Annotated in this window: 11 protein-coding genes and 3 pseudogenes; 4 read left to right on the top strand and 10 right to left on the bottom strand. The window is 70.9% G+C overall.

Annotated features, from left to right (window positions below; genetic code table 11):
- From RUMESO_RS06225 to RUMESO_RS06200, 6 genes are all read right to left on the bottom strand, one after another.
- A partial coding sequence (locus RUMESO_RS06225; protein ID WP_037278917.1) for a hydantoinase/oxoprolinase N-terminal domain-containing protein occupies positions 1–1,132 on the bottom strand: 1,132 nt, incomplete at its 3' end.
- 153 nt (positions 1,133–1,285) lie between these two features.
- Positions 1,286–2,281, bottom strand: coding sequence for an ABC transporter substrate-binding protein (locus RUMESO_RS06220; protein WP_037278915.1), 996 nt, complete (start codon positions 2,279–2,281; stop codon positions 1,286–1,288).
- 23 nt (positions 2,282–2,304) lie between these two features.
- Positions 2,305–3,150: an ABC transporter permease gene (locus RUMESO_RS06215; RefSeq protein ID WP_037278913.1), complete on the bottom strand. Its 846-nt coding sequence runs from the start codon at positions 3,148–3,150 to the stop codon at positions 2,305–2,307.
- Positions 3,147–4,064, bottom strand: a complete 918-nt coding sequence (locus RUMESO_RS06210; protein ID WP_037278911.1) for an ABC transporter permease — start codon at positions 4,062–4,064, stop codon at positions 3,147–3,149. The genes RUMESO_RS06215 and RUMESO_RS06210 overlap by 4 nt, the downstream gene beginning before the upstream one ends.
- Positions 4,061–4,396, bottom strand: coding sequence for an SMR family transporter (locus RUMESO_RS06205; RefSeq protein ID WP_037278910.1), 336 nt, complete (start codon positions 4,394–4,396; stop codon positions 4,061–4,063). The genes RUMESO_RS06210 and RUMESO_RS06205 overlap by 4 nt, the downstream gene beginning before the upstream one ends.
- A complete protein-coding gene (locus RUMESO_RS06200; protein WP_425414875.1) occupies positions 4,396–5,205 on the bottom strand; it encodes an ABC transporter ATP-binding protein in 810 nt (269 codons plus the stop codon). Before RUMESO_RS06200 ends, RUMESO_RS06205 begins: the two co-directional genes overlap by 1 nt.
- 23 nt (positions 5,206–5,228) lie before the next feature.
- On the opposite strand from RUMESO_RS06200, the gene RUMESO_RS06195 reads away from it, so the two are divergent.
- Entirely contained in the window at positions 5,229–5,627 is a 399-nt protein-coding gene (locus RUMESO_RS06195; RefSeq protein WP_037278908.1) for a cupin domain-containing protein, read from the top strand.
- A 105-nt stretch (positions 5,628–5,732) separates the two neighbouring features.
- Positions 5,733–5,957, top strand: a complete 225-nt coding sequence (locus tag RUMESO_RS06190) for a hypothetical protein (RefSeq protein WP_037278906.1) — start codon at positions 5,733–5,735, stop codon at positions 5,955–5,957.
- Positions 5,958–6,052: 95 nt separating this feature from the next.
- Here RUMESO_RS06190 and RUMESO_RS06185 read toward each other — a convergent pair whose 3' ends face one another.
- The 4 genes and pseudogenes from RUMESO_RS06185 to RUMESO_RS06170 all read right to left on the bottom strand — a co-directional run bounded on the left by RUMESO_RS06185 (position 6,053) and on the right by RUMESO_RS06170 (position 10,853).
- Positions 6,053–7,465, bottom strand: coding sequence for a pyridoxal phosphate-dependent decarboxylase family protein (locus RUMESO_RS06185; RefSeq protein ID WP_037278905.1), 1,413 nt, complete (start codon positions 7,463–7,465; stop codon positions 6,053–6,055).
- A gap of 151 nt (positions 7,466–7,616) precedes the next feature.
- A pseudogene (hydA, locus tag RUMESO_RS06180) lies at positions 7,617–9,069 on the bottom strand (dihydropyrimidinase).
- 43 nt (positions 9,070–9,112) lie between these two features.
- Entirely contained in the window at positions 9,113–9,517 is a 405-nt protein-coding gene (locus tag RUMESO_RS06175; protein ID WP_211262801.1) for a hypothetical protein, read from the bottom strand.
- Between the two features lie 83 nt (positions 9,518–9,600).
- Positions 9,601–10,853 (bottom strand): annotated as a pseudogene (locus RUMESO_RS06170) (Zn-dependent hydrolase).
- Between the two features lie 196 nt (positions 10,854–11,049).
- On the opposite strand from RUMESO_RS06170, the pseudogene RUMESO_RS06165 reads away from it, so the two are divergent.
- Together RUMESO_RS06165 and RUMESO_RS06160 are read left to right on the top strand one after the other, a co-directional pair.
- A pseudogene (locus RUMESO_RS06165) lies at positions 11,050–11,689 on the top strand (TetR family transcriptional regulator C-terminal domain-containing protein).
- A gap of 30 nt (positions 11,690–11,719) precedes the next feature.
- Entirely contained in the window at positions 11,720–13,762 is a 2,043-nt protein-coding gene (locus tag RUMESO_RS06160; protein ID WP_342670729.1) for a potassium transporter Kup, read from the top strand.
- The last annotated feature ends 140 nt before the right edge of the window (positions 13,763–13,902 follow it).

Here is a 13,902-nt window from a genome sequence, read left to right as displayed (position 1 = left end):
CGGTGCCCCGCCAGAGGGGGAGGACGAAGCGGCCCGTCTCCTCGTTCGCGCGCTCCTGCGCCAGCGCGGCGTCGAGCGTGCGGTGGACGAGGTCCGGGTGGTCGCGGGCGAGGAGCGCGATGGGGACCACGCGGCGGGGGCCGAGCGAGAGGTCGCCCGCGAGACCGGGGAGGAGATGCACCTCGCTGTCGCCGCCGAGGCCCCAGGTCCGCATGGCCACGGCCTCGACCATGGTGCGCCAGGGGCCGACGCGGGCGCCCTCCGGATCGATGGCGGGGCGGCCGTCGCGCAGGAGGCAGATATCCGTGGTCGTGCCGCCGATGTCGGAGACGAGGGCCACGGGCTCCTTCGCGAGCCAGGCGGCGCCGGCGACCGAGGCGGCGGGGCCGGAGAGGATCGTCTCGATGGGCTTCTCGTGGGCGACCTGCGCGGCCATGAGCGCGCCGTCGCCGCGCACGACCATGAGCGGCGCGCGAATGCCGCGCCTGTCCATGTGCGCCTCGCAGGCGGCGACGAGGCGCTCGATCAGGCCGATGAGGCGGGCGTTCAGCACCGCCGTCAGGGCGCGCCGGGGGCCGCCGAGGGAGGAGGAGAGCTCGTGCGAGCAGGTGACGGGGAGGTGCGTCACCCGGCGGGCGAGGTCGCGCGCGGCGGTCTCGTGCGCGGGGTTGCGGGTGGCGAAGCGGGCGGCGACGGCGAGGCCGGTCAGCCCCTCGGGCAGGGCCTTCAGCGCCTCCTCCAGGGCCGCGAGGTCGAGGGGGGCCCGCTCGTTCCCCGCATGGTCGTGGCCGCCGGGGAGGACGATCAGGGGATCGCCGCGCAGCGCCTCGGGCAACCCGTCGCGGTCGAGGTCGCCCGCGTCGAAGCCGATGGCGACGAGGGCCACGCGACCCCCCTGCCCCTCCACCAGCGCGTTGGTGGCGAGCGTGGTGGAGAGCGAGACCATCGCGACCTCGGAGGGGTCCACGCCGCCCTGCGCCAGCACCGCGTCGATGGCGGCGCCGACCCCGCCCGAGAGGTCGGGCCGGGTCGTCAGCGCCTTGGCCTTGGCGAGGACGCGGGTCTCGTCCTCGTCGAGGAGGGCGGCGTCGGTGTAGGTGCCGCCGGTATCGACGCCGAGGAGGACAGGCATGGGGGAAGGTCCGTTCTGGAGATCGGGTCCGGGATGGCCCGGGAGGGCCGTCGAGGCAAGCCCCGGGACGACGGCCGAGGGTCGCGGGGCGACGCGGTCAAAAGGAAGCGGGCGCGGAGGAGGTCCCCCGCGCCCGCCCGAAGGATCAGAGGGTCACTGGGCCGGAGCCGCCTTGGCCGCGTCGGTCACGGCATGGGTCCAGGCGCCCTCGGGCTCCTTGGAGATCACCGGGTCCGAGCCGCCGCCCATCAGCGTGGCCACCGTCCGCTCGTAGGCGGCGGGGTCGAGCGAAGGATCGTCGTCGGTGATGAGCTTGGCCACCTCGGTCATCATCGAGGTCTGGTGCTCGATGGTCTGGGCGCCGGTCTCGTCGTTGTCGATGACGATCTGAGCCGCCTGGTCGGGGTTCTGGATCGCCCATTGCCAGCCCTTCTCGGAGGCGCGCACGAAGCGGGCCATCCTGTCGACGAAGGCGGGATCCTGGAGGTTCGATTCCAGCGCGTAGAGCCCGTCCTCGAGGGTGGCGACGCCCTGGTCCTCATACTTGAAGTTGACCAGCTCCTCGGGCTTCACGCCGGCTTCGAGGACCTGGTTGTATTCGTTGTAGGTCATCGTCGAGATGCAGTCGGCCTGCCGCTGCAGGAGCGGGTCGACGTTGAAGCCCTGCTTGAGGACCTCCACGCCGTCGGCGGACTTGCCGTCGGTCTTGATGCCGAGCTGCGACATCCAGCTCAGGAACGGATACTCGTTCCCCGAGAACCAGACGCCGAGCGTGTGGTTCGGGAAGTCGGTGGGCGCGGCGATCCCCGAATCGGCCCAGCAGGTGAGCTGCATCCCCGACTTGTCGAAGATCTGGGCGATGTTCACGAGGGGGACGCCCTGCTCGCGCGCGGCCAGCGCGCTGGGCATCCAGTCCACGACCACGTCGGCGCCGCCTCCGGCGATCACCTGCGTCGGCGCGATGTCCGGGCCGCCGGGGAGGATGGTCACGTCGAGGCCCTCCTCCTCGTAGAAGCCCTGGTCGAGGGCGGCGTAGTAGCCCGCGAACTGGGCCTGCGTCACCCACTTGAGCTGGAGCGTCACCGCGTCCTGCGCGAAGGCCGGCACCGCCATCGTCGCCAGGGCGGTCGCCCAAAGAAGTTTCGTCATTCTCGTTCTCCCCTGTTGGTTCGTTATGTTCGTTGCGACGGGTGCCAGAAGGTGACCCAGCGCTCGACGAGTGTGATGATGCCGTAGAACAGGCTGCCCGCAAGGGCCCCCACGAGGATCGCGGACCACACGAGGTCGAGCTGGAGCGCGCCGTTCGCCGTGGAGATGCGGAAGCCGACGCCCTGCGTGGGCGAGCCGAAGAACTCGGCCACGATGGCGCCGATGAGCGCGAGCGTGGAGGCGATCTTGAGCCCGTTGAAGACGAAGGGCATCGCGGCCGGCAGGCGCAGCTTGAGGAGCGTGGGCCAGTAGCCCGCCCCGTAGGTCCGCATCAGGTCGCGCTGCTGGAGGGTGGTGTCCTGGAGGCCCGCGACCGTGTTCACCAGCATCGGGAAGAACACCATCAGCACCACGACCGCGGCCTTCGACGCCCAGCCGAAGCCGAACCACATCACCATGATCGGCGCGACGCCGACGATGGGGAGCGCGGCCATGAAGCTCCCCACCGGGAGGAGGCCGCGCCGGAGCACGTCGAAGCGGTCCACCAGCACGGCCACGGCGAGGGCGGCGATCACGCCGATCACGAGGCCCGAGAGAGCGCCCCTGAGGATCGTCTGCACGAAGTCGCCCCAGAGCATCGGCAGGCTCGCCGCGAAGGTCGCGCCGATGCGGGAGGGCGGCGGCAGGATGGCCGGGGGCACGCTCAGGCCCCGCACCAGCAGCTCCCAGACGATCAGGACGGTCGCGCCGAAGATCAGGGGGACGGCGATGCGGATGCCCCGGCTTCGGTAGCGCGGGCCGGCGGTGAGCCAGCCGTTGAGCGCCCAGGCGCCGAACCAGACGACGACGGCGAGGAGGACGAGGATCATGCCGGCACCCCCATCGCGCGCAGCGTCCGCCGTTCGAGGAAGCCCATGAGCCAGACGAGGAACGAGGCCAGGATCGCCGCCATCAGCAGCGCCGCCCAGATCTGCGAGGTCTGTCCGTAGTAGCTCCCCGCCAGCATCCGGGCGCCGAGGCCCCCGCGCTGCACCGGAAGCTCGCCCACGATGGTGCCGACCAGCGACGCCGCGATGGCGATCTTGAGGGAGGCGAAGAGGTAGGGAACCGAGGCGGGCAGGCGCAGCTTCCAGAGCGTCTCGGAGCGGGTCGCGCTCCAGGTGTGCATCTGGTCGAGCTGCATCTGGTCGGGCGTCCGCAGGCCCTTCACCATGCCGACCACCACCGGGAAGAACGACAGGTAGGCCGAGATCACCGCCTTGGGCAGCAGCCCCTGCACCCCCACCGAGTTCATCACCACGATGATCATGGGCGCGAGCGCGACGATGGGGATGGTCTGGCTGATGATGGCCCAGGGCATCACGCTCATGTCCATCGCGCGGTTGTGGACGATGCCGACGGCGAGGAGCACGCCCGCGAGCGAGCCCAGGGCGAAGCCCACCATGGTCGCGCCCAGCGTGATCCCGGCGTGGTAGAGGAGGCTCTTCTTCGAGGTGACGGATTCGCCGAAGGTGGCCTTGGAGAACTCCTGCACGACCTGGTGGGGCGCGGGGAGGCGCGGGCGGTCCTGCGTCCAGCCGTCGAGCGCCACCGAGGGGTTGCGGAGCGCCAGCGCCCAGGCGGAACGCCCTTCGCGCTCGGCCGGCGTGCCGCCCCAGACCTCGGCGCCCGCGCGCTCGGCGGCGGTCAGGCTCTCGCGGATGTTCATGGGGATGGCGGCGACATACCAGACGACGAGGATCGCCAGCACCACGGTCAGGACGGGAAGGACGCTGCGCCTCATGCCTCGCCTCCCTGCGGCCAGGCGATCAGGACCACGGCCACGACGCCCAGCGCCATGCCGGCGAGCTGGCGGGGCGAGGGCCTCTCGCCGAACCAGAGCACGGCGACGAGCGAGATCAGCACGAGCTGGACCACCGAGGAGACCGAGATGGCCAGCGCCAGCCCCGATTCGCGCATCAGGCGGACCATCATCAGGTTGCCGAGCGAGAAGAGGAGCAACGCACCCACCAGCGTGGGCAGATAGGTCGAGGCGGAATAGGCCCGCAGCACGGAGTTGGCGAGCACGAAGACGCCCATCGCCATGGCGAGCCAGAGGATCGAGGCGGAGCTCATCAGACCTCCACGTGCCCGGCGCGGAGCCCCTCGCGGACGCGGTGCGCGATGGCGAGGAACTCGGGCGATTCGCGGATGTCGAGGGGACGCTCGCGCGGCAGCGGCGAGTCGATCACGTCGGTGATCCGCCCCGGGCGGGGGGACATGACGACGATCTTGGTCGACAGGAACACCGCCTCGGGGATCGAGTGGGTGACGAAGAGCGTCGTCTTCTGCGTGCGGGCCCAGAGGCGCAGGACCTCCTCGTTGAGGCGGTCGCGGACGATCTCGTCCAGGGCGCCGAAGGGCTCGTCCATCAGGAGGATGTCGGCGTCGAAGGCCAGCGCGCGGGCGATCGAGGCGCGCTGCTGCATCCCGCCCGAGAGCTGCCAGGGATACTTCCGCCCGAACCCTTCGAGGTCCACCATCTTCAGGACCCGGTCCACGCGGGCGTCCTGCTCGCCGCGCGGGAAGCCCATGATCTCCAGCGGCAGGCGGATGTTCCCGGCGATGGTGCGCCACGGGTAGAGGCCCGCCGCCTGGAAGACGTAGCCATAGGCCCGCGCCCGCCGCGCCGCGTCCGGCGTCATGCCGTTGACGGTGAGCGTGCCGGAGGTCGGCGTCTCCAAGGCGGCCACGCAGCGCAGGAATGTCGTCTTCCCGCAGCCCGAGGGGCCGATGAAGCTCACGAACTCGCCCTTGGCGACCGAGAGCGAGACGTCCTTGAGCGCCTGCACCGGCCCGTCGGCGGTCTGGAAGACGAGGTTGACGCCCTTGGCCTCGATGACGGGGGCGGAGGTCTGTGAAAGGGTGGCGACATTCGCCATCATGGACGTTCCATCGGGAGACACGAATGACCTCATGCCAGAAAATCAGGCCTGGTGCGAACGCTTACGCGGGCAAGCAGGGGTTCAGCTACTTCGAAGGCATCTCGCGGGAGACCATGGGCGCCCAGGCGGTCTGCATGCATCTTCTCACCATACCGCCCGGCGGGCGCGCCAGGGCGCACAAGCACGCGACCCACGAGACGGCCATCTACGTGCTGTCGGGCCAGGCGGTGATGTTCTGGGGCGAGCGGCTGGAGCACCGGATGGAGACCGGCGCGGGCGAGATGATCTACATCCCCGCCGACGTGCCGCACCTGCCCTGGAACCCCGGCCCCGATCCGGTCACGGCCGTCATCGCCCGCACCGACCCGCACGAGCAGGAGAGCGTGGTGCTGTTGCCGGAGCTCGACGGGTTGGTGGAGTGAGAGGCCGTCACCGAAACATCGCGCGGCCTTAACGGGATCGCAACCATTCCTGGGTAGAGAGGGTGTCGCGCGGGCCGCCATCCGCGCCCGTCCCGGAGGGTTCCCATGCCGCACCCCCATCGCGAAGGCCCCCTCGTCATCGCCCTGACGGGCGAGCGCGCCCACCGCCTGGCCGAGGGACTGCTCGCGCCACGCCCCTCCCCTGCCGCCCAGCGGCTGTGGGAGGAGATCGCCGCCCTCGGCGGCCGGGGACGCCGCCTGTCCCACGACTGGGACCCGGCGGTGGGGCGTCTGACCATCGTGGCGGAGGGGGGCCCGGCCGGGACCTGAGAGGCGTCCCGTCAGGCCGACCCCGAGGCCGCCCGCCATGCGGAGGCCTTGGCCGGCGACGTGGTCCGCGCCCTCGCCGCAGCAGAGGCTCTCTCTCATGCGATCTCCTCCCGGACATGGGCCCAGGCCTCGCGGATGGCCTCCACGGCGGCGCGGGCGCGGTCCTCGTCGGTGCGGTGGCCGATGACGGAGACGCGGATGATGGCGCCGCCGCGCCACTGGCCATGGGTCGGGTAGACCCGGCCCCCGGCCTGCACGCGGGCGAGCACGGCAGCCGTGGCGGCGTCGCGCCGGTCGCCCTCGCCGACGTGGAAGGCGACCTGATTGGCCACGACCTCGTTCAGCACGGTGATCCCGGGGATCTGCGAGAGCTGCCCGCCGATCCAGGCGGCGAGGCGGCAATGCCGGGCGACCATCTCGCGCACCCCCTCGCGCCCGAGAGTCTGCAGGATCGCCCAGGACGGCACGCCCCGCGCGCGGCGCGACAGCTCGGGCACGGCGTCGGCGGGATCGGGGACGGCCCCGTGCTCGGGCAGGTAGGCGCCGTGCGCGGACATGGCCCCGACCAGCGGAGCCGCCTCGCGCGTCAGCACCAGCCCGGCGTCGTAGGGCGCGTTGAGCCACTTGTGGAGGTCGAGCGCCCAACTGTCGGCCTGCTCCACCCCCGTCAGGCGCAAGGCGAGGTCGGGGACCGCGCGCAGCCAGAGGCCGAAGGCGCCGTCCACGTGGACCCAGGCGTTCTTCCCGCGCGCGAGCGGGAGGATCTCCTCGAAGGGATCGAAGGCGCCGGAGTTGACGTGCCCGGCCTGGAGGACGACGAGGACCGGGCCGCTCAGGGGCGCGATGGCCTCGGCGAAGGCCTCGGGGCGGATGCGGCCCTGCTCGTCGGCCGGGACGCGGATCGCGCGGGCGGAGCCCAGGCCCGCGTAGCGCAGCGCGGCGTGGACGGCGGAATGCGCCTCGGCGCTCAGCACGACATGGATCTCCGGCGCGCCGAAGAGGCCCCGGGCCTCCACGTCCCAGCCCTCGCGGGCGAGCAGGGCATGGCGCGCGGCCATGACGCCCACGGTGTTCGCCATCGTCGCGCCGGTCACGAAGCCGGCGCCGCCGGCGGGCAGGCCGAGGAGGTCCACGACCTGCGCGGCGACAGCATTCTCCACGGCGGCGGTGGTGGGCGTGGTCGCGGCGTAGGCCGCGTTCTGGCCCCAGGCCGAGACGAGGAGGTCCGCCGCGATCCCCGCCGGATGCCCGGCGCCGATGACGTAGCCATGGAAGCCCGGCGAGGCCATCTGCAGGAGGCCTTCCTCGCCCCGCGCGACGAGGTCGTCGATCACCTCGGCGGGGTCGCGGCCGTGGTCGGGGAGGGGGTCGGAGAAGCGCCGGGTGGCCTCGGCGGCGTCGATGGTGGCGGGGATGGGGCGCTCCGGGAGAGACCGGCGGTAGGCGAGCGCGTGGGAAAGCGCACGCCGTAGAGCTTCCTCTTCTTCGTGACGGAGGCCGGTCGTCATGGTCCCCTCCTGCACCGCCTCAATTGCCGCATTGGGAAACAAGGGTTAGGAGCACCAGCACAGCCACGATCCAGCACCACCGACAGCTATCAAACTTGTGCGCGCCTCGCATTGTACTGGGTCTTAGACCTCTTGGCATGCGCTTGACTCCTCACACCCCGCTCGCCGGAATGCCCGACCGCACCACCGGGCGCGGCGCCGTCAGCTCCTTCCACTGGGTGAGCGCGCGGTTGACCGGAGCATTCGCCTCGCGGGCGACGAACTGGCCGTGGCCCTCGCGGGTCCGCATCTCGCCGTCGTGGACCGCGACGTGCCCGCGCGAGAGGGTGAAGCGCGGCAGGCCCTTCACCTCGTGGCCCTCGAAGACGTTGTAGTCGATGGCGCTCTGCTGGCTGCCCGCCGTGATCGTCTTGGTCTTCTCGGGGTCCCAGACCACGAGGTCGGCGTCGGCGCCCACTGCAACCGCGCCCTTCCTCGGATAGCAGTTGAGGATCTTGGCGATGTTCGTGGAGGTCACGGCCACGAACTCGTTGGGCGTGAGGCGACCGGTGTTGACGCCATGGGTCCAGAGGAGCGGCATCCGGTCCTCCAGCCCCCCGTCCCGTTCGGGATCTTGGTGAAGTCGTTGATGCCGGTGCGCTTCTGCTCGGTCGTGAAGGCGCAGTGGTCGGTGGCCACCACGGACAGCGACCCGGACTGGAGCCCGGCCCAGAGCGAATCCTGGTGCTTCTTGTCGCGGAAGGGCGGCGACATGACCCGGCGGGCGGCGTGGTCCCAGTCGGGATGGCGGTATTCGCTGTCGTCGAGGATGAGGTGCTGGATCAGCGGCTCGCCCCAGACGCGCTTGCCCTGCTGCCTCGCGCGGCGGATGGCCTCGTGGGCCTCCTCGCAGGAGGTGTGCACGACGTAGAGCGGCACGCCCGCCATGTCGGCGATCATGATGGCGCGGTTCGTCGCCTCGCCCTCGACCTGCGGCGGGCGGGAATAGGCGTGGGCCTCGGGCCCCCGGTTCCCCTCGCGCAGGAGCTTGGCGGAGAGCTCGGCCACCACGTCGCCGTTCTCGGCGTGGACGAGGGCGATGCCGCCCAGCTCCCCCAGGCGGCGGAACGACGCGAACATCTCGTCGTCGTTCACCATCAGGGCGCCCTTGTAGGCCATGAAGTGCTTGAAGGTGGTGATGCCCTGGTCGATCACCTTGGGCATGTCGTTCCACACCTGCTCGCCCCACCAGGTCACGGCCATGTGGAACGAGTAGTCGCAGTTCGCGCGGCCCGACTTGTTGTGCCACATCTGCAGCCCGTCGAGCAGCGACTGGCCCTGGCCGGGCAGCACGAAGTCCACGACCATCGTCGTTCCGCCCGCCAGCGCCGCGCGGGTGCCCGATTCGAAGTCGTCCGAGGAGTAGGTGCCCATGAAGGGCATCTCGAGGTGGGTGTGGGGGTCGATGCCGCCCGGCATCACGTAGCAGCCGGTGGCGTCGAGCACCTCGTCGCCCTTGAGGTTGGGGCCGATGTCGGTGATCCGCCCCCCTCGATCAGGACGTCGGCCGGATAGGTCAGGTCGTGCGTGACGACGATGCCACCCTTGATGACTGTGCTGGCCATGATGTCCCCTCTCCCTGTTCTTCTTGGTTGGGCCGCCCGACCGTCAGGTCGGGTTCAATGGTGCGATGGGCGCCGGCGGCGTGATCGAGCCGGGCGCGAGCGGCGCGGAGGCGCCCGGGATCGGCGCGGGATCGGTGGCCATGGCGACGGCTCCCCCCTCGCAGACCGGGGTCCCGGCGGCGTCGCGCAGCGGATAGCCGGTGGGCGGGTCCGTGACCTCGATGGTGAGGAGGTAGCAGCCGTCCGCCCCCTGCTGGACGACCGTGGGCGGCACGCCGGCGGGCAACGCGGCCAGCACCTGCGGCGGCAGCGGCTCGGGCGCGGGAGGCTCGGCCTCGGGGTGCTGGAAGAGGCCGGCGAGGCCCCCATGGGGCGCCCCGGGCTGGTCGGAAGGGGCCTCGCAGGCGGCGAGGAGGGGGAGGAGGGCAAGGGGAAGGAGGCGCTTCATCGGAACTCCGGGTGCGGGATCGCGGCGCAGCGTAGCGCGGGCCCCGAGCGAACGGGAGGCGTCCGTTGAAGTTTTCCCCAGTGTCACACCACCACCTCGGCCTCGCGCAGGACGGCGTGGAGGAGCACGTCGGTGCCCTTCTCGGCCCAGTCGGGGGTGATCTCCTCGGCCTCGTTGTGCGAGAGGCCGTCCTTGCAGGGGCACATGATCATGACGGTCGGCGCCACGCGGTTGACCCAGCAGGCGTCGTGCCCCGCGCCCGAGACGATGTCGCGGCGCGAATAGCCCAGGTGGTCCGTCACGTCCCGGACGAGCTGGGCGAGGCGCGGGTCGAAGGTGACGGGGTCGAAGTGGCCCACGGGCTCGATCTCGATCTGCAGGCCCAACTCCTGCGCGATCTTGGGGGCCTCGGCCTCGATGATGGCGCGCATGGAGTCGAGCTTGGCCTGCTCGGGGCTGCGGATGTCGATGGTGAAGACCGCGCGGCCGGGGATCACGTTGCGCGAGTTGGGCCAGACGTTGGCCTGCCCCACCGCGCCCACGGCGTCGGGCTGGTGGTCCATGGCGACGCGGTGGACCATCTCGATGATCCGGGCCATGCCGAGGCCGGCGTTGACCCTCATGTTCATCGGGGTGGAGCCGGTATGCGCCTCGCGCCCCGTCAGCCGCACCTCCAGCCACCAGAGGCCCTGGCCATGGGTGACGACGCCGATCTCCTTGCTCTCGGCCTCGAGGATCGGCCCCTGCTCGATGTGCAGCTCGAACATCGCGTGGATCCTGCGGCTCCCCACGGGTTCGTCGCCGACGAAGCCGATGCGCTTCAGCTCGTCGCCGAACCTCCTCCCCTCCGCGTCCTCGCGCCCATAGGCGTAGTCCTGCGTGTGGATGCCCGCGAAGACGCCCGAGGCCAGCATGGCGGGGGCGTAGCGGGTCCCCTCCTCGTTGGTCCAGTTCGTCACGACGATGGGGCGCCTGGTCCGGATGCCCGCGTCGTTCAGCGTCCGCAGGACCTCCAGGCCGCCCAGCACGCCCAGGACGCCGTCGTACTTGCCGCCGGTGGGCTGGGTATCGAGGTGGGAGCCGACATAGACGGGATCGAGCGAGGGATCGGCCCCCCCTCTCGCCGGGCGAACATGTTGCCCATGGTGTCGAGGCCCATGCTGCAGCCCGCCGCCTCGCACCACGTCTGGAACAGGCGCCGCCCCTCGGCATCGGCGTCGGTCAGGGTCTGGCGGTTGTTGCCGCCCGCGACCCCCGGCCCGATCCTGGCCATCTCCATCAGGCTGTCCCAGAGCCGGGCGCCCGAGATCCTGAGATTGTCCCCGGCAGCGGGCATGGCGGAACCTCTTGAATGGGGGCCGCAGGGGACGGGAGGAGGGTCCCCTGCGGCGTGCCTTGGATTTGACCAATCGGTCAAAGCCACGCTAGCAAAGGCCAAGGACCAGTCAAGGATTTCGCGCAGGGCCCCGCCGGCCGCCGAGGATCGGGCGGTTTCGCGGGACGGGGCTGCCCAGGAAAGGGACGACCCGAGCATGACGACCGAGGCGACCGAGGAGGCCCCCCGCCCGAACGGCGGGCGCACCCGAATCCAGGAGCGCAACCGCGCCGCCATCCTCGAGGCGGGGCTGGCGGTGTTCTCGGCCCAGGGGTTCCGGGGGGCGACGCTCGACCAGATCGCCAGGGCGGCGCATCTGTCGAAGCCGAACCTCCTCTATTACTTCCCCCTCCAAGGAGGCGATCCATATCGCCCTCCTCCAGGAGATGCTGGACGCCTGGCTCGACCCTCTGCGCGACCTCGACCCGGAGGGCGAGCCGGTCGCGGAGGTGCTGGCCTATGTCCGCCGCAAGCTGGAGCTGTCGCGGAGCTTCCCGCGCGAGAGCCGGCTCTTCGCCAACGAGGTGCTGCGGGGCGCGCCGCACCTGAGCGAGGTGCTGGGGGGCGAGCTCGCGCGGCTCGTGGAGGAGAAGGCGGCGGTGCTGGAGAGGTGGATGGCCGAGGGGCGCATCGCCCGGATGCCGGCCAAGCACCTCGTCTTCTCGATCTGGGCGCTGACGCAGCACTACGCCGACTTCGACACCCAGGTCCGCGCCGTGCTGGGCGAAGGGCACGACCCCTTCGCCGAGGCGGGGGAGTTCCTCGACACGCTGTTCCGCCGCCTGCTCGCACCCTGACGCAAGGGGAACCCGACCCGCCGGCGCCGCATTGCAGAGGCCGGAGCCGCGCTATATCAGAGGCGGACCGACGACGGACCCCCAGGATGGCGATCAGCGACAGCGACAGACCGGACGGGGGCGTCAAGGCAGTGCCGCAAGGGGACGGCCAGACGCAGGGGGGAATCCGCGGCCGCCGCGCAGAGCCCCTCGGACCTTCCCACCCCCGGGCAGCACGGCACCGGCAGCCTCTGGGCGCTGACGCTGGGCTCCATCGGCGTGGTCTACGGCGACATCGGGACCTCGCCGCTCTACGCCATGCGCGAGTCGCTCCACGCCACCGCGAGCCAGGGGCGCGCCGAGGCGGACGTGATCGGGGTGATCTCGCTCCTGATCTGGACGATCATCCTGATCGTGACCTTCAAGTACGTGGTCCTGATCCTGCGCGCCGACAACCGGGGCGAGGGGGGCACGCTCTCGCTGGTGGCGCTGGTCCAGCAGGCGCTGAACCGGCGACCGGTCTGGCTCATCGGCCTGGGGATGGTGGGGATCTCGCTGTTCTTCGGCGATTCGATGATCACCCCCGCCATCTCGGTGCTCTCGGCGGTCGAGGGCCTGAGCCTCATCACGCCGACCTTCGAGAGCTTCGTGCTGCCCATCACCCTCGCCATCATCGCGGCGCTGTTCGTGGTGCAGCGCTGGGGGACGGGGTTCGTCTCGGTCTTCTTCGGGCCGGTCATGGCCGCGTGGTTCGCGACCATGGGGATCATGGGCCTCGTCCACCTGGGCGACAACCTGGAGATCCTCTGGGCCCTGAACCCGACCTATGCGGCGGGCTTCGTGGTGACGAACGGCTTCGCCTCGCTGATCGTGCTGGGCTCCGTGTTCCTGTCGGTGACGGGGGCCGAGGCGCTCTACGCCGACCTCGGGCACTTCGGGAAGAGGCCGATCCGGCTGGCCTGGGTCGGGCTCGTGTGGCCGGCGCTGACGCTCAGCTACCTGGGCCAGGGGGCGCTGGTGCTGTCGAACCCCGAGGCGGCGCGGGACCCGTTCTTCCTCATGGCGCCCGACTGGGGCCTGCTGCCCCTCGTGCTCCTCGCCACGCTCGCCACCGTCATCGCGAGCCAGGCGGTCATCTCGGGCGCCTTCTCGATGATGAAGCAGGCGGTGCGGATGGGCCTGCTGCCCCGGCTCGAGATCCTGCATACCTCCGAGACGCAGGAGGGGCAGATCTACCTGCCCAAGGTCAACGCGATCCTCGCCGTGGGCGTCATCGTCCTCGTGCTCATCTTCGGCTCGTCCTCGGACCTCGCGGCGGCCTACGGGATCGCGGTCACCGGCGACATGGTCATCACCAGCATCCTGGCCTCGATGGTGGTGCTGCGGGCCTGGCGATGGAAGCCGGCCCTGGTGGCGGTCATCGGCCTGCCGATCCTGCTGATCGAGCTGATCTTCCTGGGCGCGAACATCCTCAAGATCCCGCAGGGCGGCTGGGTGCCGATCATGTTCGCGGCCACCATGATCCTGCTGATGTGGACCTGGATGCGCGGCACCCGCCACGTCCAGGAGGCGGCGCGGCGCGGGGCCACCACGATCGACGCGCTGATCGAGATGCTGGCCAAGTCCTCGCGCCTCAAGGACGTGCCGGGTACGGCGGTGTTCCTGACCTCGGACCCCGACATCGCGCCCGCCGCCCTGATGCACAACATCAAGCACAACCACGTCCTGCACGACCGCAACATCATCGTCTGCGTGAGCGTGGCCACCCGCCCCTTCGTCCCCGACGCCGAGCGGATCCGCATCACCAGGCTCTCGGAGCGCTTCTCCCGCGTGGACATGTTCTTCGGCTACATGGAGGAGACGAACGTCCCCCGGGCGCTCGCGCTCGCCCGCAAGATGGGGGAGAAGTTCGACATCATGTCGACGTCGTTCTTCCTCAACCGCCGGACCTTCCGCCCCTCCAAGCACCAGGGACTGCCGAGCTGGCAGGAATCGCTCTTCATCACGCTGGCCAAGTCGGCGGCCAACGCCACCGACTTCTACCGGCTCCCCACCAACCGGGTGATCGAGCTCGGCCAGCAGATCATCATCTGAAGGTTCTCCCCATGCGATATGTCCTCCCCCTCCTCGCGGCGGGCCTCGCCGCGCCGGCCTTCGCGCAGGACTGCGGCGGCGACTTCGGCCTCTTCCTCGACGGGCTGAAGGCCGAGGCGGTCTCGCAGGGCGTCTCGGCC

The sequence above is a fragment of the Rubellimicrobium mesophilum DSM 19309 genome, from assembly GCF_000600335.2.
In the GTDB taxonomy this organism is placed as follows: domain Bacteria; phylum Pseudomonadota; class Alphaproteobacteria; order Rhodobacterales; family Rhodobacteraceae; genus Rubellimicrobium; species Rubellimicrobium mesophilum.
Note: the sequence above shows the minus strand (reverse complement) of the source record. Positions and strands in the feature narration are given on the sequence as shown.

Excerpts from the sequence above, each read along its gene's own strand:
- RUMESO_RS06185 (WP_037278905.1), bottom strand. The coding sequence starts at position 7,465 with ATGACGACCGGCCTCCGTCACGAAGAAGAGGAAGCTCTACGGCGTGCG.
- RUMESO_RS06210 (WP_037278911.1), bottom strand. The coding sequence starts at position 4,064 with ATGAGGCGCAGCGTCCTTCCCGTCCTGACCGTGGTGCTGGCGATCCTC.
- RUMESO_RS06220 (WP_037278915.1), bottom strand. The coding sequence starts at position 2,281 with ATGACGAAACTTCTTTGGGCGACCGCCCTGGCGACGATGGCGGTGCCG.
- RUMESO_RS06190 (WP_037278906.1), top strand. The coding sequence starts at position 5,733 with ATGCCGCACCCCCATCGCGAAGGCCCCCTCGTCATCGCCCTGACGGGC.
- RUMESO_RS06200 (WP_425414875.1), bottom strand. The coding sequence starts at position 5,205 with ATGATGGCGAATGTCGCCACCCTTTCACAGACCTCCGCCCCCGTCATC.
- RUMESO_RS06215 (WP_037278913.1), bottom strand. The coding sequence starts at position 3,150 with ATGATCCTCGTCCTCCTCGCCGTCGTCGTCTGGTTCGGCGCCTGGGCG.
- RUMESO_RS06195 (WP_037278908.1), top strand. The coding sequence starts at position 5,229 with ATGACCTCATGCCAGAAAATCAGGCCTGGTGCGAACGCTTACGCGGGC.
- RUMESO_RS06205 (WP_037278910.1), bottom strand. The coding sequence starts at position 4,396 with ATGAGCTCCGCCTCGATCCTCTGGCTCGCCATGGCGATGGGCGTCTTC.
- RUMESO_RS06175 (WP_211262801.1), bottom strand. The coding sequence starts at position 9,517 with ATGAAGCGCCTCCTTCCCCTTGCCCTCCTCCCCCTCCTCGCCGCCTGC.